Source organism: Leisingera methylohalidivorans DSM 14336 (assembly GCF_000511355.1).
In the GTDB taxonomy this organism is placed as follows: domain Bacteria; phylum Pseudomonadota; class Alphaproteobacteria; order Rhodobacterales; family Rhodobacteraceae; genus Leisingera; species Leisingera methylohalidivorans.
Genome location: NC_023135.1, coordinates 1,432,861 through 1,449,026 on the forward strand (window position 1 = coordinate 1,432,861; position 16,166 = coordinate 1,449,026).

Annotated in this window: 16 protein-coding genes; 6 read left to right on the forward strand and 10 right to left on the reverse strand. The window is 62.2% G+C overall.

From position 1 onward, the window contains the following. Together accB and METH_RS07175 are read right to left on the reverse strand one after the other, a co-directional pair. Positions 1 to 495, reverse strand: coding sequence for an acetyl-CoA carboxylase biotin carboxyl carrier protein (accB, locus tag METH_RS07170; RefSeq protein WP_024089770.1), 495 nt, complete (start codon positions 493 to 495; stop codon positions 1 to 3). Between the two features lie 156 nt (positions 496 to 651). Next, positions 652 to 1,188, reverse strand: a complete 537-nt coding sequence (locus tag METH_RS07175; protein ID WP_024089771.1) for a LuxR C-terminal-related transcriptional regulator — start codon at positions 1,186 to 1,188, stop codon at positions 652 to 654. Between the two features lie 91 nt (positions 1,189 to 1,279). Between METH_RS07175 and METH_RS07180 the strand changes: the two genes are divergently transcribed. Beyond that, a complete protein-coding gene (locus METH_RS07180) occupies positions 1,280 to 2,788 on the forward strand; it encodes a class I adenylate-forming enzyme family protein (protein WP_024089772.1) in 1,509 nt (502 codons plus the stop codon). A 95-nt stretch (positions 2,789 to 2,883) separates the two neighbouring features. Here the strand turns inward: METH_RS07180 and METH_RS07185 are convergent, their stop codons facing one another. The 5 genes from METH_RS07185 to METH_RS07205 form a co-directional block, all read right to left on the reverse strand. Further along, a complete protein-coding gene (locus METH_RS07185; protein ID WP_024089773.1) occupies positions 2,884 to 3,639 on the reverse strand; it encodes an ABC transporter ATP-binding protein in 756 nt (251 codons plus the stop codon). Between the two features lie 13 nt (positions 3,640 to 3,652). Continuing rightward, the gene (locus tag METH_RS07190) at positions 3,653 to 4,408 is read right to left on the reverse strand and encodes an ABC transporter ATP-binding protein (protein WP_024089774.1); all 756 of its coding nucleotides are present in this window, start codon (positions 4,406 to 4,408) and stop codon (positions 3,653 to 3,655) included. A 12-nt stretch (positions 4,409 to 4,420) separates the two neighbouring features. Next, the gene (locus METH_RS07195; RefSeq protein WP_024089775.1) at positions 4,421 to 5,623 is read right to left on the reverse strand and encodes a branched-chain amino acid ABC transporter permease; all 1,203 of its coding nucleotides are present in this window, start codon (positions 5,621 to 5,623) and stop codon (positions 4,421 to 4,423) included. Between the two features lie 3 nt (positions 5,624 to 5,626). Next, the gene (locus tag METH_RS07200; protein ID WP_024089776.1) at positions 5,627 to 6,649 is read right to left on the reverse strand and encodes a branched-chain amino acid ABC transporter permease; all 1,023 of its coding nucleotides are present in this window, start codon (positions 6,647 to 6,649) and stop codon (positions 5,627 to 5,629) included. 131 nt (positions 6,650 to 6,780) lie between these two features. After that, positions 6,781 to 8,127 carry a substrate-binding protein gene (locus tag METH_RS07205; protein WP_024089777.1) on the reverse strand — a complete coding sequence of 449 codons (1,347 nt, stop codon included), beginning with the start codon at positions 8,125 to 8,127 and terminating at the stop codon, positions 6,781 to 6,783. Between the two features lie 231 nt (positions 8,128 to 8,358). On the opposite strand from METH_RS07205, the gene METH_RS07210 reads away from it, so the two are divergent. From METH_RS07210 to METH_RS07230, 5 genes are all read left to right on the forward strand, one after another. Then, on the forward strand, positions 8,359 to 9,657 hold the full coding sequence (locus METH_RS07210; protein WP_024089778.1) for a helix-turn-helix domain-containing protein: 1,299 nt from the start codon (positions 8,359 to 8,361) through the stop codon (positions 9,655 to 9,657). Between the two features lie 92 nt (positions 9,658 to 9,749). Continuing rightward, entirely contained in the window at positions 9,750 to 10,130 is a 381-nt protein-coding gene (locus METH_RS07215; RefSeq protein WP_024089779.1) for a response regulator transcription factor, read from the forward strand. A gap of 7 nt (positions 10,131 to 10,137) precedes the next feature. Then, a complete protein-coding gene (locus METH_RS07220; protein WP_024089780.1) occupies positions 10,138 to 10,470 on the forward strand; it encodes a hypothetical protein in 333 nt (110 codons plus the stop codon). Next, on the forward strand, positions 10,470 to 13,148 hold the full coding sequence (locus METH_RS07225) for an ATP-binding protein (RefSeq protein ID WP_024089781.1): 2,679 nt from the start codon (positions 10,470 to 10,472) through the stop codon (positions 13,146 to 13,148). The genes METH_RS07220 and METH_RS07225 overlap by 1 nt, the downstream gene beginning before the upstream one ends. Before the next feature lie 85 nt (positions 13,149 to 13,233). Continuing rightward, positions 13,234 to 14,571, forward strand: a complete 1,338-nt coding sequence (locus METH_RS07230; protein WP_024089782.1) for a FliM/FliN family flagellar motor C-terminal domain-containing protein — start codon at positions 13,234 to 13,236, stop codon at positions 14,569 to 14,571. Positions 14,572 to 14,853: 282 nt separating this feature from the next. Here the strand turns inward: METH_RS07230 and METH_RS07235 are convergent, their stop codons facing one another. The 3 genes from METH_RS07235 to METH_RS07245 are packed head-to-tail and all read right to left on the reverse strand — an operon-like array spanning position 14,854 to position 16,150. Then, positions 14,854 to 15,279: a protein tyrosine phosphatase family protein gene (locus METH_RS07235; protein ID WP_024089784.1), complete on the reverse strand. Its 426-nt coding sequence runs from the start codon at positions 15,277 to 15,279 to the stop codon at positions 14,854 to 14,856. Between the two features lie 11 nt (positions 15,280 to 15,290). Continuing rightward, positions 15,291 to 15,725 carry a DUF6691 family protein gene (locus METH_RS07240; RefSeq protein ID WP_197538826.1) on the reverse strand — a complete coding sequence of 145 codons (435 nt, stop codon included), beginning with the start codon at positions 15,723 to 15,725 and terminating at the stop codon, positions 15,291 to 15,293. Beyond that, positions 15,725 to 16,150, reverse strand: coding sequence for a YeeE/YedE family protein (locus METH_RS07245; protein ID WP_024089786.1), 426 nt, complete (start codon positions 16,148 to 16,150; stop codon positions 15,725 to 15,727). The genes METH_RS07240 and METH_RS07245 overlap by 1 nt, the downstream gene beginning before the upstream one ends. Between the last annotated feature and the right edge of the window lie 16 nt (positions 16,151 to 16,166).

Genomic DNA, 16,166 nt, shown 5'->3' on the forward strand with positions numbered 1-16,166 from the left:
TTACTCGATGATGGCCAGGGGAGTTCCGAATTCAACGGCGGCGCCGTCTTCAACCAGAATGCGTTTCACGGTGCCCGCTTTCGGCGCCGGAATATGGTTCATGGTCTTCATTGCCTCGACGATCAGCAGGGTGTCGCCTTCGCTCACCTTCTGGCCCACGGAGATGAAGGCGGGCGAGCCGGGTTCGGCCTGCAGATAGACCGTGCCGACCATCGGCGAGGTCACGGCGCCGGGGTGGTTGGCCGGGTCGTCGCTGGCGGCGGCGGGGGCTGCAGCGGCAGCAGGGGCAGCGGCTGCAATCGGAGCAGCAGCAGTGGCAGGCACGGCAACCTGCATCGGCGCGGCCATCGCGGTCTGGCGGGAGACACGCACATTCAGGCTGTCGTCGTCGCCATAGTCCCGTTTGACCTGCAGCTCGGTCAGGTCGTTTTCGCGCAGCAGTTCCGCCAGCGCCTTGATGAATGCCACGTCCGCTTCGTGAGATTTGTTTGTCATATTTTCCTCAGCCAAGTCCGACAGGCCCGCCAGTGCAGGCGGGCCGGAAATTAGGGCGCTTATAGGGCAAGGATTACCGCAAGGAAAGCACCGTCGACCCGGGCTGTAACATGAAGGCAGATTGACGGATTTGCAATTGCCGGACTGGTTTTTATCTCACAGCGGCATGCCGGTCAATTTGGCCACCAGTTCGGGCAGCTTGCGGGCGCCGAATTTCTGCAGCAGATGCGCGCGGTGGCTTTCCACTGTGCGGTAGGACAATTCGAGCTGCTGGCCGATTTCCTTGGCCGACAGACCCTTGCAGGTGAGGATTGCCACCTCGCGCTCGCGCGGGGTGAGCGAGACCACGGGGCGGTCCTCAGAGATATCGGCGAACGACCAGATGCCGGTTTGAAACGGCGCCTCGGGCGTGACCGAGCGACCGCGCACCCGGCACCAGAACAATGCGCCAGAACGGCGGCGCATGATGCGCTCGTCGCTGTAGCTGCCGCTTTTGGCCTCGGGCTGCTGGAGCAGGGCACCGATGCGGTTGAAATCCTCCTGGCTGGGGTAGAGGTCGGCAATCGGCAAACCGGTGTAGTCTGCGGTTGTTCCGCCGAAGGTCGCAGCAAACTGCAGATTGCACCGCGTGATGACGCGGCGTTCCAGCACGGCAAGGCCCACAGGGGCATGGTCAAAGGCAAGATCGCTCATATGGTGTTTCTACCCCGGTCTTTCTGCGGAATTGAAGGGGCTGATTGCGTGCCGCGACACACGCCGCAGGCAAGCCGGAAGGGATAGACGGATGAACATTGCAGTATGGTTGCAGCGCATGGCGGCGGCGGACGCGGCGCGGCCTGCATTGTTTCTGGGGCGGGAGCAGGTTGCGGATTATTCAGATTTTCACGCCCGTGCGGCGTCGGTGGCCGGCTGGCTGCAGGTGCAGGCTGTGCAGCCGGGGGACCGGGTTGGCATCTTCATGAAAAATTGCCCGGACTACCTGATCGCGCTCTATGGCATTTGGTATGCGGGTGCGGCGGCGGTGCCGGTCAATGCCAAGCTGCATGGCAAGGAAGCTAAATTCATTCTGGAGAACTCCGGTGCCAGGCTGGTATTCACCTCGCCCGGACTGACTGAGGCGGTGAATGGGGCCGGCGCGGACCTGCGCTGTGTGGATACTGCCGGAGCGGAATATGCTGAAGCCATGCAGGCTGCCCCGGTTTCCGGACCTGTTTTCCGCGCGCCCGAAGATCTGGCCTGGCTGTTCTATACCTCCGGCACCACCGGGCGGCCGAAGGGGGTGATGATCACCCACCGGATGCTGACAACCATGGCAATTGCCTATTTCGCTGACGTTGATCAGGTGAGCGCGGCGGATCAGGCGCTCTATGCCGCGCCGATGAGCCATGGGGCGGGGCTTTATGCAATTCAGCATGTTCTGGCGGGGGCTGCGCATGTCTGCCCGGCTTCGGGCGGATTTGATGAGGCGGAGATTCTGGATCTGGCAGCGCATTTCGGCCGTGTTCACATGTTTGCAGCGCCCACGATGATCACAAGGATGACCTCGGAAGCCAAGCGGCTGGGCCGTAAGGGCGAGGGGCTGCGCACCGTGGTTTACGCAGGCGGGCCGATGTATGTGACCGACATCGTGGAGGCGGTGGAGCATTTCGGCCCGAAGTTCGTGCAGGTCTACGGCCAGGGCGAATGCCCGATGGCAATCACGGCGCTGCCGCGCCACGATGTGCAGGACCGAAGCCACCCGCGCTGGCGTGAGCGGCTGGCCAGTGTCGGCAGGGCGCAAAGCGTGGTTGAGGTGCGGATCGGCACACCGGAGGGGGAATTCCTGCCCGCTGGCAGCCACGGCGAGATCATGGTGCGCGGCGATGTTGTGATGCCCGGCTATTGGAACAACCCGGAGGCCACTGCCACAACACTGGTCGATGGCTGGCTGATGACCGGCGACATGGGGGTTTTGGACGCCGATGGCTACCTCACCCTGCAGGACCGCTCCAAGGACATGATCATCACCGGCGGTTCCAACGTCTATCCGCGTGAGGTCGAGGAAGTCTTGCTGCTGCATCCTGGGGTGCGCGAGGTTTCGGTGGTGGGCCGGCCCCATGCGGACTGGGGCGAGGAAGTTGTGGCCTTTGTCGTAGGGGAGGCAGCGGATGCCGAGCTGGATGACCTTTGCAACAGCCGGATCGCCCGTTTCAAACGCCCCAAGGCCTATATCTGCATCGGGGCGCTGCCCAAGAACAATTATGGCAAGGTATTGAAAACCGAGCTTAGAAAACGTCTGGCGGAGGACCTTTGAGTGTCTCAGTGGGCGAAATCGGCCGGCCCTGATCAGAGCCGGCTTCAGGCAGCCGGTGCAGACCCGCGAAAGGCCTGCATGACGGGGAAGAATTTTCAGATCGCCAGATATTCGGAGCGCAGTTCCTCGTTTTCCAGAACTTCGGCTGCGGTGCCGTCAAAGACGATGCCGCCGGTATCCAGGATCACCGCGCGGTCAGCCAGTTCCAGCGCGCGGACCGCATTCTGCTCGACAATAATGGTGGTCATGCCCTGTTCCTTGATGTGGATAAGGGTCTTTTCGATTTCGTCGACGATCACCGGGGCAAGGCCCTCGTAGGGTTCGTCCAAGAGCAGCACCTTGATGTCGCGGGCCAGCGCGCGGGCGATCGCCAGCATCTGCTGTTCGCCGCCTGACAAGGTCACGCCTTCCTGCTTGCGCCGTTCACCGAGACGCGGGAACAGGTCGTACAGACGCTCCAGAGACCAGCCGACGGGCGGCGCTATCTGCGCCAGCTGCAGGTTTTCCTCGACCGTCAGGCCGGGGATGATGCGGCGGTCTTCGGGCACAAGGCCCAGGCCGACGGACGCGGCCTCGTACGATTCCATGTTGTGCAGCGGTTTGTGATCCAGCCAGATCTCGCCGCGGGTCACCAAGGGGGAGCCGGTGCGGGCGATGGAGCGCAGGGTTGAGGTTTTGCCAGCGCCGTTGCGGCCCAGAAGGGCCAGGATTTCACCTTCGTGGACGTTGAAGCTAATGCCCTGCACGATGTAGCTTTCACCATAGTAGGCGTGGACATCCCAGACCGACAGGAAGGCCGGCGCGGTTGTGGCGGCATTGGCGCTTCTGGAGAAATCGGGTTTCACATTCATGTCGGTTTCTCCTTTACGCGCTTTCGCCAAGATACGCTTCGCGTACCTTCGGGTTGCCGCGGATGTTTTGCGGATCGTCCTCGACCAGGGGCATGCCCTGGGCCAGCACGGTGATCCGGTTGGCCAGGCTGAACACCACATGCATGTCGTGCTCGATGATCGCGATGGTGATGTCGCGCTCGTCGCTGATCTGTTTCAACAGGTCGATTGTGTTGTTGGTATCTGCCCGGGCCATGCCTGCGGTAGGTTCGTCCAGCAGCAACAGGCGCGGTTCTTGTGACAGGCACATGCCGATCTCCAGCCGCCGCTTGTCGCCGCGGGACATGGCGGCGGCGTGCATGTGCCGCTTGTCCGCCATGTTCATCTCCACCAGCATCGCTTCGGCGCGTTCCAGAATGTCCTTCTGCTGCAGCACCGACGACAGGGCGTTCAGCTCGAACGCGCCGTCGCGCTTGGCAAAGCAGGGGATCATCATGTTTTCCAGCACCGTCAGGTCGCCAAAGATCTCGGGCGTCTGGAATACGCGGGAAATGCCCATCTGGTTGATCTCGTAAGGCGCGCGGCCCAGCACCGACTGGCCGTCGAACATCACGGATCCTGTGTCGGGGATCAGCTTGCCCACCAGGCAGTTCAGCAGGGTGGACTTGCCCGCACCGTTCGGCCCGATGATCGCGTGGACCGAGTTTTCTTTTACGCTGAGGTTCACTTCGGACAGTGCCTGCAGGCCGCCGAACCGTTTCCCCACGTCTTTGACTTCAAGGATACCCATTGTTTTGTTTCCCTATTCCGCGGGGTTGGTTTCGCTGGACGTATCGCTGTCCTTGGACTTGCGGCGGCTGAGCCAGCCCTTGATCCGCTGGCCGCCTTCGACCAGTCCGCCGGGCAGGAAGATCACCACCAGCATGAACAGGATGCCCAGTGTCAGATGCCAGCCTTTGCCGATGAAGGGATGGAGCAGGAAGACGGCGGCATCCTCCATCCCGTCGGGCATGAAGCTGAACCAGCTGTGCAGCACGTTGTCGTTGATTTTTGAGAAGATGTTCTCGAAGTATTTGATGAAGCCTGCGCCCAGAACCGGGCCGATCAGCGTGCCGGCACCGCCAAGGATTGTCATCAGCACCACTTCGCCTGAAGCGGTCCATTGCATCCGCTCAGCTCCGGCAAGCGGGTCCATCGAGGCCATCAGCCCGCCTGCGAGCCCTGCATACATGCCGGAGATCACAAAGGCCGCCAGCGTGTAGGGCCGGGTGTTGAGGCCGGTGTAGTTCATCCGCTGCTGGTTCGACTTAACCGCCCGCAGCATCATGCCAAAGGGCGAGCGGAAGATGCGGATCGACAGGTAAAAGGCCGCCAGCAGGATCAGCGCGCACAGGTAGTAGCCGGCGTTGAACTGAAAGGCCCAGGGGCCAACGGCAAGCTCGAAGGTTGAGCGCATCTCCAGCCCGAACAGGCTGGTCACCGGGATCGAGCCGTCAGCCGTGGCGGACACACCCAGGATGCGGGGATCTTCCAGCGTCAGCTGCAGGCCGGTCTCTCCATTGGTGATCGGGGTCAGAACCGAATAGGCGAGGTTGAAGGACATCTGGGCAAAGGCCAGTGTCAGGATCGAAAAGTAGATCCCTGAGCGGCGCAAGCTGACAAAACCGATCAGCAGCGCAAACAGGCCTGCCACGATGACTGACAGAACAATCGCCGGGATGACGTTCATGCCCACCAGTTTGAACATCCAGACGGCCGAGTAGGATCCGGCGCCGAGGAAGGCCGCATGGCCGAACGACAGGTATCCGGTGAGGCCGAACAGAATGTTGAAGCCGATCGCGAAGATCCCGAAGATCACGAAACGCTGCATCAGGTCAGGATAACCCGCGTTGAACTGCGCCATGGCGCTGTCCGTGGGGAAGGGGTTCAGGATGAAGGGGGCGAACAGCGTCAGGAAGGCGACGATGATCAGCATAGAGGTGTCTTTTTTATCCAGTCCGAACATGTCTTAATCCTCCATCACGCCTTTGCGGCCCATCAGGCCCCGCGGACGGGTGAGCAGAATGATGATCGCGACCACATAGATGATGATCTGGTCGATGCCGGGGATCAGCGATTTGATCTCGTTCATCGAGGCAAAGCTTTCGAGTATGCCCAGCAGGAAGCCGGCCAGCACAGCACCGGGCAGGGAGCCCATGCCGCCGACAACCACCACCACGAAGCTGAGCACCAGGAAGTCCATGCCCATGTGGTAATTGGGGGAATTGATCGGGGTGTACATGACCCCGGCCAAGCCGGCGACTGCAGCAGCGATGCCGAACATGATCGTGAAGCGGCGGTCGATGTTGATGCCCAGTAGGCCCACGGTCTCGCGGTCTGCCATGCCGGCGCGCACCACCATGCCGAAGGTGGTGAATTGCAGGAAGGAAAAGATGCCGCCGACGATCAGCACAGCAAAGAAGAAATAGACCACCCGCCAGACCGGATAGATGATGTCCATGCCAATGATGGCGCCCAGGTTCATCACCCCGTTCAGCGCATCCGGGGCCGGGGTCTGGATCGGGTTGGCGCCATAGAAATACTTGATGACTTCCTGCAGCACGATGGCAAGTCCGAAGGTCACCAGGATCTGGTCCGCATGGGGGCGCTTGTAGAAATGCTTGATCAGCCCGCGCTCCATCACATAGCCGACACCGATCATGACCGGGATGGCAAAGAGGATCGCCAGCGGCACTGCCCAGTCGATGATGGAGCCGCCGAACTCGGGGCCGAACCAGGCCTCCACATAAGGGGTTTTCACTTTCAGCGGGTTGCCCAGAAAGTCGGTCTGGGTTTCGTCGACGGTTTCAAAGCTGAGATTCAGAATGCGCTGCAGGGTGACGGCGCAGAAGGCGCCGATCATGAACAGCGCCCCATGGGCAAAGTTCACCACGCCCAGCGTGCCGAAGATAAGTGTCAAACCCAGCGCGATCAGCGCATAGGCCGAGCCTTTGTCGAGCCCGTTCAGGATTTGCAGGAGAATGGCGTCCATGGGTCCCACCGTTCATCAGGTCAGGGAGGGGTCTTCCGGCAATGCCGGAAGACCCGCGATGCGGCGCAACCGGATTCCTGTGCAGAATCCGGGCCGGAATTATTGCATAACTCCGGTGCCAGTGGCGGGGCTCAGGCGCCCGGGTTGCAGGAGCCCAGCTGGCCGCCGGCGAACATCGGGTGGTCCGGCGCGTATTCCACCTGTGCACGCGGGGTGACTTCGACCACTTCCAGAAGGTCGAATTCCGAAGTCGGGTTTTCCTTGCCGCGCACAACCAGCACGTCTTTGAAACACTGGTGGTCTTCGGCGCGGTACAGGGTCTTGCCATTGCCCAAGCCGTCGAATTCAAACCCTTCAAGTGCTTCGACAACGCCGCATGGGTTGAAGGTGCCTGCACGTTCCACTGCATCCGCATAGAGCAGGGTCTGGCAGTAGGTGGTGTGGGCGGCCTGGCTTGGCGGGAAGCCGTATTTGGTGCCAAAGGATTTCACAAAGGCCATGGAGCCTTCATCCTGCAGCGTCCAGTGCCAGTTGGTGGAACCGTGAATGCCCTTCACGTTGGCACCAGCCCCCTTGGCCATCAGGCGGGAATAGAGCGGAACGACGATTTCGAAGTTTTTGCCGTTCACCACCTTGTCACGCAGCCCGAACTGCACCGCGTTGGTCAGCGAGTTCACCATGTTGCCGCCATAGTGGTTCAGCACCAGAACGTCTGCGCCCGAGTTCAGAACCGGCGCGATGTAGGACGAGAAGTCAGTCGCGGCCAACGGTGTGCGGACCTTGTTCACGGTACTCCAGCCCAGCGCCTCGGTGGCGGCTGCAATCGATTCTTCCTGGGTCCAGCCCCAGGTGTAGTCGGCAGTCAGGTGATAGGCGGTGCGGTCGGTGCCATAAAGGTTCTTCAGAACCGGCGCCAGCGCCGCACCCGACATGTACCCGTTGAAGAAGTGGCGGAAGCCGTTGGCTTTCTTGTCCTTGCCTGTGGTGTCGTTTGAGTGGGTCAGGCCGGCCATAAAGATCACGCCGGCTTCCTGACACAGGCCCTGCACGGCGATGGCAACGCCCGAGGACGAGCCGCCGGTGATCATCACTGCGCCGTCTTTCTCGATCATCGATTTGGCAGAGGCGCGGGCGGCGTCGGATTTGGTCTGGGTGTCGCCGGTGACATATTCCACCTTCTTGCCCAGGATGCCGCTCCCTTGCAGCGCCTTGGAGCTGAAGGTGTTCATCATGCCGCCGTCGCCGCCGCCGTTCAGATGCTCGACCGCCAATTCATAGGCGCGCAGCTCGTCTGCGCCCTCGTCGGCGTAGGGGCCGGTCTGGGGCACGTTGAAGCCCAGGGTAACTGTGCCGCCGGTCGGTTCATTGGTAAAGGCCGCGGCGGAAGAGGCGGTGAAGATGGTCGGCAGCGCCACACCGGCGCCTGCGATTGCACCGGTCTTCAAGACTCTGCGGCGCGATGCGTCAAATTCAGACATGTATTCCTCCCTAATATGAATGGTGCCTTGCAGCTCCTCACTTCCGCGCAGCACCAGCACAATTTGTGCAAAGTCAGTATGGGTGCGATGTGTAAATTCTGACAATAATACCCTTTTACAGCTTGAAAATTCTGTAAAGAAATGAACAGTATTCTGTGGTGTTCTGTAAATTTTGTTATATTGCAATGCAGAAAGCCGTTGAAAAGACAGTGTTTTGGGAGACCCCACGGAATGGCACGCGATACCCTGACCGGCAGCCGGATCCGCGAACGCAGGCTGATCCTCGGGATGCGCCAGGCGGAACTGGCGCGCGAAACGGGGATTTCCGCCTCCTACCTCAACCTGATCGAACACAACCGGCGCAGAATCGGCGGCAAGCTGCTGGTTGATATCGCGAGTGTTCTGGGGGTTGAGCCGTCGATGCTGAGCGAGGGCGCCGAAGCGGCGCTGGTCTCCACCCTGCGGGAGGCGGCGGCAGACAGCGGCGTGCCGGTGGCCGAGCTGGACCGGGTTGATGAATTTGCCGGCCGGTTTCCGGGCTGGGCCGAGGTGCTGGCAACCGGTCATCGCCGCATTGCCACGCTGGAACGCACGGTGGAAACCCTGTCGGACCGGCTGACCCATGACCCGAACCTGGCGGCCTCGGTGCATGAGGTGCTGTCGACCGCTGCGGCGATCCGCTCCACGGCGTCGATCCTGGCTGAAACCGGCGAGCTGGAGCCCGAGTGGCGCGACCGGTTCCACAAAAACCTCAATGAAGATTCCCTGCGCCTGTCGGAGAGCAGCCGGGCGCTGGTGAATTTCCTGGACGAGGGCGACAGCAGCGACGGCCGCCGGGGCATGCCGCAGGAAGAAGCCGAGGCCTTCTTTCAGGAAAACGGGTTTCACTTCCCTGCACTTGAGGATGGTTCCGCCGGGCCCGAGCAGCTGGTCCAGACTGCCTCTGCTTTGACAAGCCCGGCGGCCCGCAGTGTGGCACAGGCAGCCTTGGCTCAATACCGGGCGGATGCCCGGGCAATGCCGCTGCAGGCGCTGGCGCAGGAAATCCAGGCGGGTGGGGTTGCCCCGGTGACGATCGCGCGCCGTTTCAAATGCGGGCTGCCAGCCGTGCTGCGCCGTCTCGCTGCGCTTCCGGAGGAGGTGCTTGGGCAGGAGGCCGGGCTGGTGGTCTGCGATGCCTCAGGCACGCTTTTGTTCCGCAAGCCAGTGGCCGGATTTGCGATGCCGCGTTTCGGTGCATCCTGCCCGCTGTGGCCGTTGTACACCGCGCTTGTGCATCCGAATATTCCCGTGCGGCGCAATGTGCTGCAGCAGGGGCGCAACGCGGCAGCCTTTGACTGCATGGCAGTGGCTTGGGCGCAGGAGATGCCGGATTTCGGGGCTGATCCGCAGTATCGGGCGGTTATGCTGATCCTGCCGGGCGTCAAGGATGCACAGGATCCGCAGCTGGTGGGCGCCAGCTGCCGGATCTGCCCGCGCCAGGGCTGTCCGGCGCGGCGCGAGCCGTCGATCCTGAAGGAAGAGTTTTGACAGTCATACCGGCACGGGGCTAACCTGCACAAAAATGAATGCGTCTGCGGGCCGGCCGGGCCGGCAAGCAGCGCCGGGAGGAAATTCTGCTGATGGGCAGGCATGTTGTTCTGATCGAAGATGAGCCGAATATCACCGAAGCCATCCGGTTTCTGCTGGAGCGGGACGGCTGGAGCGTGGATGCGCATACCGATGGTGCCACCGCGGTGGAGGTGATCCGCGGTGCAGATCCCGATCTGGTGATTCTGGACCTGATGCTGCCGGGCAAAAGCGGTCTGGAGATCGTCCGCGAGCTGCGCATGGAGGACGGCATGGGCGCTTTGCCGGTGCTGATGCTGACAGCCCGGGGCCAGATGCGCGACCGGGAAATGGCGGAAAAAGCCGGGGTGACGCGTTTCATGACCAAACCCTTCTCCAACGCCGAAGTGCTGACGGCGGTGCGCGACCTGCACGCCCAGGCCGGCCAGGGATAAGGCTGGGATGATCCGGGACGGCGGCGCAGAAAAGCAGACGGGCACCCGCGCGGAACGCCAGACCTACCGCCGCCGCCGGCTGATGGACATTGCCCGGCTGCTGCCGGTTCTGGGCGCACTGCTGCTGGCGCTGCCGCTTTTGTGGCCGGAAGCCTCGACCCATCCGGCCGCGCGGGACGGGGTCAGCATGTCGACAGCCTTCATCTATGTTTTTGCAGTCTGGATCGGCCTGATCGGCGCCTGTTTTGCCTTTAGTCTCGCAGTGCAGCGGTGGGCCGATCACTGGACCGGCGGCGGGCCGGACGGGACAGGGGCTCCGGACGGAGCGGAGGACAGCTGATGGCCTCCCTCAATATGCTTGCCGTTGCCTGTCTCGCCTATGTGGCTTTTTTGTTTTTCATTGCCTTCTGGGCCGACCGGATGGCAACCCGCGGCAAAAGCGCTGCCTGGATGCGCTCGCCGCTGATCTACACGCTGTCGTTGTCAATCTATTGCACAGCCTGGACTTTTTACGGCGCGGTAGGCTATGCGGTGCGGTCAGGGTTGGAGTTTGTGACGATCTACATTGGTCCCTCGCTGGTGATGATCGGTTGGTGGTGGGGCCTGCGGAAACTGGTGAGGATCGGACGCAGCCAGCGGATCACTTCCATCGCGGACCTTCTGTCTTCGCGCTATGGCAAGTCGAACCTGCTGGCAGCCGGCGTGACGATCCTCGCGGTGATTGGCGTCACCCCTTACATCTCCCTGCAGTTGCAATCCATCACCCTGTCTTTTGCCATCTTTGCCGAGGCCGACCCGCTGCGCAGTCATAATGAGACCTATACCGTTTTCTGGGTGGGAGCGGGGCTGGCGGTGTTTGCTATCCTGTTCGGGACCCGTAATTTGAACGCCAATGAACGCCACCACGGGGTTGTCACCGCGGTGGCGCTGGAAGCGATCGTTAAACTGGCGGCGCTGCTCGCGGTTGGCGTGTTTGTCGTCTGGGGAGTGGCCGGCGGGGTTGCGGAGACACTGCAAAGAATAGATGCCTCGCAGATCGGCCAATGGAACGTAGATGGCAGCCGCTGGGCCACGATCACCTTTCTGGCCGCCGCCGCCTTTGTCTGTTTGCCACGGATGTTCCAGGTGATGGTGGTCGAAAACGAAGATGAGCGCCACCTGCGGATCGCCAGCTGGGCTTTTCCGCTGTATCTGCTGCTGATGTCGATGTTTGTGGTGCCGATTGCCGCGGTGGGGCTGGAGCTGCTGCCAGCGGGTGCCAATCCGGACATGTTCGTGCTGACGGTGCCGCTGCAGCAGGGCCAGAAAGGGCTGGCGGTACTGTCCTTTCTGGGCGGATTTTCTTCGGCCACGTCGATGGTGATTGTGGCCGCCATGGCGCTGTCGACAATGGTGTCGAACCACATCGTTATGCCGGTCTGGCTGCGATTGCAAAGCCGCCGGGCCTCGGTCTCCGGCGATGTGCGCGATGTGGTGCTGCTGTCGCGCCGGGTGTCGATCGCGGTGATCATGCTGCTGGGGTATTTCTATTACCACCTGTCCGGCGGCGCCGCGGCGCTGGCTGCCATCGGCCTCACTTCTTTTGCGGGGGTGGCGCAGATCCTGCCCGCGCTGGTCGGCGGGCTGTTCTGGCGCGGCGCCACCCGCAGCGGCGCCCTGGCCGGGCTTTCGGTGGGGTTTGCCATCTGGTTGTATACCATGCTGCTGCCGGCACTCGGCGGCGGGCTCTTGCCGGAGCAAATCCTGCGCGATGGTCTGTTCGGTCTCAGCTGGCTGCGTCCGGAGGCGCTTTTCGGGATCGAGGGGATGGATCCGACGGTGCACGCCGTGATGTGGTCGATGAGCCTCAATGCGCTGGTGTTCTGCCTGGTCTCTCTGATGAGCTTCCCCAGCCCCCTGGAGCGGCTGCAGGTGGCGCAATATGTCAATGTGTTTGATCATTCCGCAGGCCCGCGCGGCTGGACCGGATCTGTGGCGCAATGCGAAGATCTGATGATCATGTCGCAGCGCATTCTGGGAGCGTCCGAAGCACAGGCATTTTTCCAGCGGGAACGGATGCGCCAGGGAGGACGCGGTCCGCTTCCTGAGCCGACACCGGCCTTTCTGGAACGGCTGGAGCGCGAGCTGAGCGCGTCCATCGGCGGGGCGGCAGCGCATGCGATGATTGGCCAGATCGCCGGGGGCTCCTCGGTTTCGGTTGCGGATCTGCTGGCGGTTGCGGATGAAACCGCCCAGATGCTGGAGTATTCCAGCCGCTTGGAGGCACAGTCGGCGAAACTGACAGCGACTGCCCGCAAATTGCAGGAAACAAATGAAAAGCTGACGCAAATTTCGGAACAGAAGGACGCCTTCCTAAGCCAGGTCAGCCATGAACTGCGCACGCCTATGACCTCGATCCGTGCGTTTTCGGAAATTCTGCGCGATGACGGTCAGCTGAGCATGCAGGATCAGCGCCGCTATGCCGGGATCATTCATGACGAAACGCTGCGCCTGACCCGGCTGCTCAACGATCTTCTGGACCTCAGTGTGCTGGAGAACGGCCAAGTGAGCCTGAATATGTCCGCGGGCACCCTGCCGGACGTGCTGGACCACGCCGTTTCCGCTGCACTGGCGGGATCGGACCGTCCGCTCAAAGTCCGCCGCAATCCTGCAACGGAAGGGTTCCGCCTTTCCTCTGATCTGGACCGGCTGGCGCAGGTGTTCATCAACCTGATCGCCAACGCTCAGAAATATTGCGATGCCGAGGAACCGGAACTTTCCATTTCCGCCACAGCAAGCAACGGGTGGCTGCAGATCGACTTCACTGACAATGGCAGCGGCGTGCCGGCAGAATTCCAACAGATGATATTTGAAAAATTTTCGCGCGTCAGCCCCGAGCGGGCAGGCGGGGCCGGGCTTGGCCTGGCGATTTGCCGGGAGGTCATGCAGCGGCTGGGCGGCAATGTTTCCTATCTGCCGGGGTACGGCGGCGGCGCGTTCCGGGTTTCCTTACCCGCAGCAGGGGAAAAGGCTGCATAACCCGGCCTGAAATACAGGAGTTGTTAACCCCCTTTCGGTTAAAACCGGGGAAACGGGACGTGCAAGAGGCAGGTTGAAACAGCCTATGTCTGAGACTGAAGCAGCAGAGGCAGGCAGCGGCAAGCAAGGTGTGCTTGCACGCAAGCTGGCAGCGACAAAGGAAGGTGTTGGAGCGCTTGCCAGCTCTTTGACGCTGAAGGCTTTGCGCCGGTCGGTTGCGCGTGCGGCTGCGGACCTGTGCGGTTTGCCGGTGGCGGTACTGGCGGCGCGGCAGTCCAACCGTATTTCCGAAGACCTGGCTGCCCAGCTGTCGGACAAGGATCTGCTGGTTGTGCTGGATTGCCCGCATGGCAGGATGGGGGCTGCCAGCATGGATGCGGCCACGGTGACGGCGCTGATCCAGCAGCAGACAATTGGCACGGTGATGGGCAAAGCACCGGACGAGCGTCACTATACGCCGACAGACGCAGTGATGACGGCGGAGTTTCTGGAAACCACTTTTGCCAAGGTGTTCGCGATGCTGGACGGCCACGCTGATCAGGCAATCTTCACCGGTTACCGCTTTGGCGCACAGGTTGAAAATGTGCGCAGCCTGGTTCTTGGCATGGAGGCTGAGGATTACCGGGTGATCGAGCTGAACCTGGACCTCGCCTGCGGCGCCATGCAGGGCGTGATGAAGCTGGTGCTTCCCGAACCGACGGCCGAAGAACTTCAGGACGGCCAGGGCAACGGTGCGCAGGGCCCGTCACTGGGCCGCAACCTGGGCGCTATCCGGGCGGAGCTGACGGCTGTTCTGTGCAAGATGCGGGTGCCCTTGAGGGATTTTGCTGGTCTCAAGGTCGGTGATTCGCTGCCGCTGGATTCCGCCTTTCTCTATGAAACCGACCTGCTGACCATTGGCGGCCAGTCTGTTGCACAGGGGCGGCTGGGCCAGATGAACGGGGCGCGTGCAGTCAGGCTGAATCAATCCGGGGCCAGGCTGGCGGGTGATGCCGGGGCAGATGGAATGGGGTTCTCCGACGGGGCAAACACCGATTTGATGGGCGGCGGGCCTCCGGCACTCGATATGGGAATTGCGGCACAAGGGCTGCAGGATCCGATGGACGATGGGGGTTTGCCGGCATTGGAAGCGGCACCGGGGCTGGGTGGCGCCGGATTTGACCTGGACGAAGGCAGCGGCGGGCTTCCTGCCCTTGGCGGCGGCGGTTTTGACGGCGGCATGGGCGGTGTGGACCCGATGGACTTAGCTGGTCTCGGCGGCGATGGCGCTTTGGGCATGGATGGACTGGATGGATTGGATGGCGGGTTGCCTGACTTGCCTGATCTGCCTTCTGTCGATCTGGGGAATTTTGCCCCCGAGGATGCGGCGGCTGAAATCTCGCAGCTGGCCGGACTGGATGGCGCCTTGGCTGGACGCCGCTGATCTACTGAAGAAACTCCACTGACAGCATCGTTCTGACGACCCCCTCCGCTCTGACGGCCTTCTCTGCGCGCAGCAGGATCCGGGAATTGGAGCCTAGGACATTGCAGCGAGGGTCAGCCGGCGTCGCAGGCGGCATGGCCCGACTTTTTCAAGTCCGAAGCAACCTGTGATCCGTTCCTGCGCAGAAGGCGGGGGCGGTTTCGGCCAAATTCCGCTTCGCGACAGTGGCCGGACACGGGCTCTTTGCCCGCCACATATTGGGCAGGCAGATTTTCCGGGGAATTAACTGTCAGCCATGGAGATCAATGCTGGGCGCAGCCCTTCCAGCTGATAGCCGGCGGCTCCGGTTTTTTGCAGAATGTCATCGGCGGACATATCGCATGCCTGGCCAAGCGCCCAGACCACCGAACAGCGGGTACCGGACGCGCAATAGGCCAGCACAGGACCGTCACATTCTTCGTACAGCGCCCGCTGGCGGGCGGCATTCTCCGGTGTCATGGTCTGATGCGTCAGCGGCAGAACCTCGAACCGCAGCCCGGCGGCTTCGGCGGCTGTGCGGATCGCCTCTGCCTGATGGCTGGGCGGCACTTCCGTGTCCGGGCGGTTGCAGATCACCGTCTTGTAGCCGGCGTCGGCAATGGCGGGCAGGTCTTCAGCCGATATCTGCGGCGAGACCGAATAGCGGGGGGTGATTACGCGTGCATCCATATCCCGAGTCTTTACGCGTTTGCTGCGCGGCGGTCCAGATGCCGGCTGATCCTGGGAGCAGCTATCATGCCGCAAGCCATCGCCGATAGGAACAGCGCGCCCTGCCAGCCGTTGTAGCTGAGCGAGGCCATTGCGGGACCGGGGCAAAACCCCGCCAGGCCCCATCCCGCGCCGAACAGAATGGATCCGAGGATCAGCCGCCGGTCCGGCCCTGCGCGCGGCAGGGCGGGGAAGCTGCCCCCGGCGGCAGGCTTGCGTCCTTCTGCCAGCCGCCAAGCCAGTGCCATCGGCAGCAGCGCACCGCCCATCACAAAGCCCAGCGTGGGATCCCAATGGCCAAAAATATCCAGCCATCCTTGTACCTTTGCGGTGTCGGTCATGCCCGACAGCATCAGCCCTGCGCCAAACAGGCTGCCTGCAATCAGCGCCAGAATAATCCGCAGCATCAGATGGCTCCCAGAACCTGGCGCAGAATGGCCACCGTCAGGATGCCTGCCAGCATGAAAGCTGCCGTCGCGGTGATACCACGCAAGGACAGCCGGGAAACACCGCAGACCCCGTGACCGGATGTGCAGCCGTTGGCCATCCGTGTGCCAAGGCCGACGAGCACGCCTGCGGCAATCAGTATGGCAGCGTTGCTGGTGGCATGGGTAGCAGGCGAGCCGGCCGACAGCCCAATCAGCAGCGGCATGACAATCACGCCTGCGATAAAGGCCAGCCGTTCCTTTGCAGAGCTGCGGCCGCTGCCATCCAGCAGCCCGCCCAGGATGCCGCTGGCGCCCATTATACGGCCGTTGCCCAAAAGATAGACGGCACCGCCAAGTCCGATCAGCACACCGCCTGCCAACCCTTGAATCCAATCCGTTTCCATGATCGCCTTCCGCCTG

Excerpts from the sequence above, each read along its gene's own strand:
- accB (WP_024089770.1), bottom strand. The coding sequence starts at position 495 with ATGACAAACAAATCTCACGAAGCGGACGTGGCATTCATCAAGGCGCTG.
- METH_RS07175 (WP_024089771.1), bottom strand. The coding sequence starts at position 1,188 with ATGAGCGATCTTGCCTTTGACCATGCCCCTGTGGGCCTTGCCGTGCTG.
- METH_RS07180 (WP_024089772.1), top strand. The coding sequence starts at position 1,280 with ATGAACATTGCAGTATGGTTGCAGCGCATGGCGGCGGCGGACGCGGCG.
- METH_RS07185 (WP_024089773.1), bottom strand. The coding sequence starts at position 3,639 with ATGAATGTGAAACCCGATTTCTCCAGAAGCGCCAATGCCGCCACAACC.
- METH_RS07190 (WP_024089774.1), bottom strand. The coding sequence starts at position 4,408 with ATGGGTATCCTTGAAGTCAAAGACGTGGGGAAACGGTTCGGCGGCCTG.
- METH_RS07195 (WP_024089775.1), bottom strand. The coding sequence starts at position 5,623 with ATGTTCGGACTGGATAAAAAAGACACCTCTATGCTGATCATCGTCGCC.
- METH_RS07200 (WP_024089776.1), bottom strand. The coding sequence starts at position 6,649 with ATGGACGCCATTCTCCTGCAAATCCTGAACGGGCTCGACAAAGGCTCG.
- METH_RS07205 (WP_024089777.1), bottom strand. The coding sequence starts at position 8,127 with ATGTCTGAATTTGACGCATCGCGCCGCAGAGTCTTGAAGACCGGTGCA.
- METH_RS07210 (WP_024089778.1), top strand. The coding sequence starts at position 8,359 with ATGGCACGCGATACCCTGACCGGCAGCCGGATCCGCGAACGCAGGCTG.
- METH_RS07215 (WP_024089779.1), top strand. The coding sequence starts at position 9,750 with ATGGGCAGGCATGTTGTTCTGATCGAAGATGAGCCGAATATCACCGAA.
- METH_RS07220 (WP_024089780.1), top strand. The coding sequence starts at position 10,138 with ATGATCCGGGACGGCGGCGCAGAAAAGCAGACGGGCACCCGCGCGGAA.
- METH_RS07225 (WP_024089781.1), top strand. The coding sequence starts at position 10,470 with ATGGCCTCCCTCAATATGCTTGCCGTTGCCTGTCTCGCCTATGTGGCT.
- METH_RS07230 (WP_024089782.1), top strand. The coding sequence starts at position 13,234 with ATGTCTGAGACTGAAGCAGCAGAGGCAGGCAGCGGCAAGCAAGGTGTG.
- METH_RS07235 (WP_024089784.1), bottom strand. The coding sequence starts at position 15,279 with ATGGATGCACGCGTAATCACCCCCCGCTATTCGGTCTCGCCGCAGATA.
- METH_RS07240 (WP_197538826.1), bottom strand. The coding sequence starts at position 15,725 with ATGCTGCGGATTATTCTGGCGCTGATTGCAGGCAGCCTGTTTGGCGCA.
- METH_RS07245 (WP_024089786.1), bottom strand. The coding sequence starts at position 16,150 with ATGGAAACGGATTGGATTCAAGGGTTGGCAGGCGGTGTGCTGATCGGA.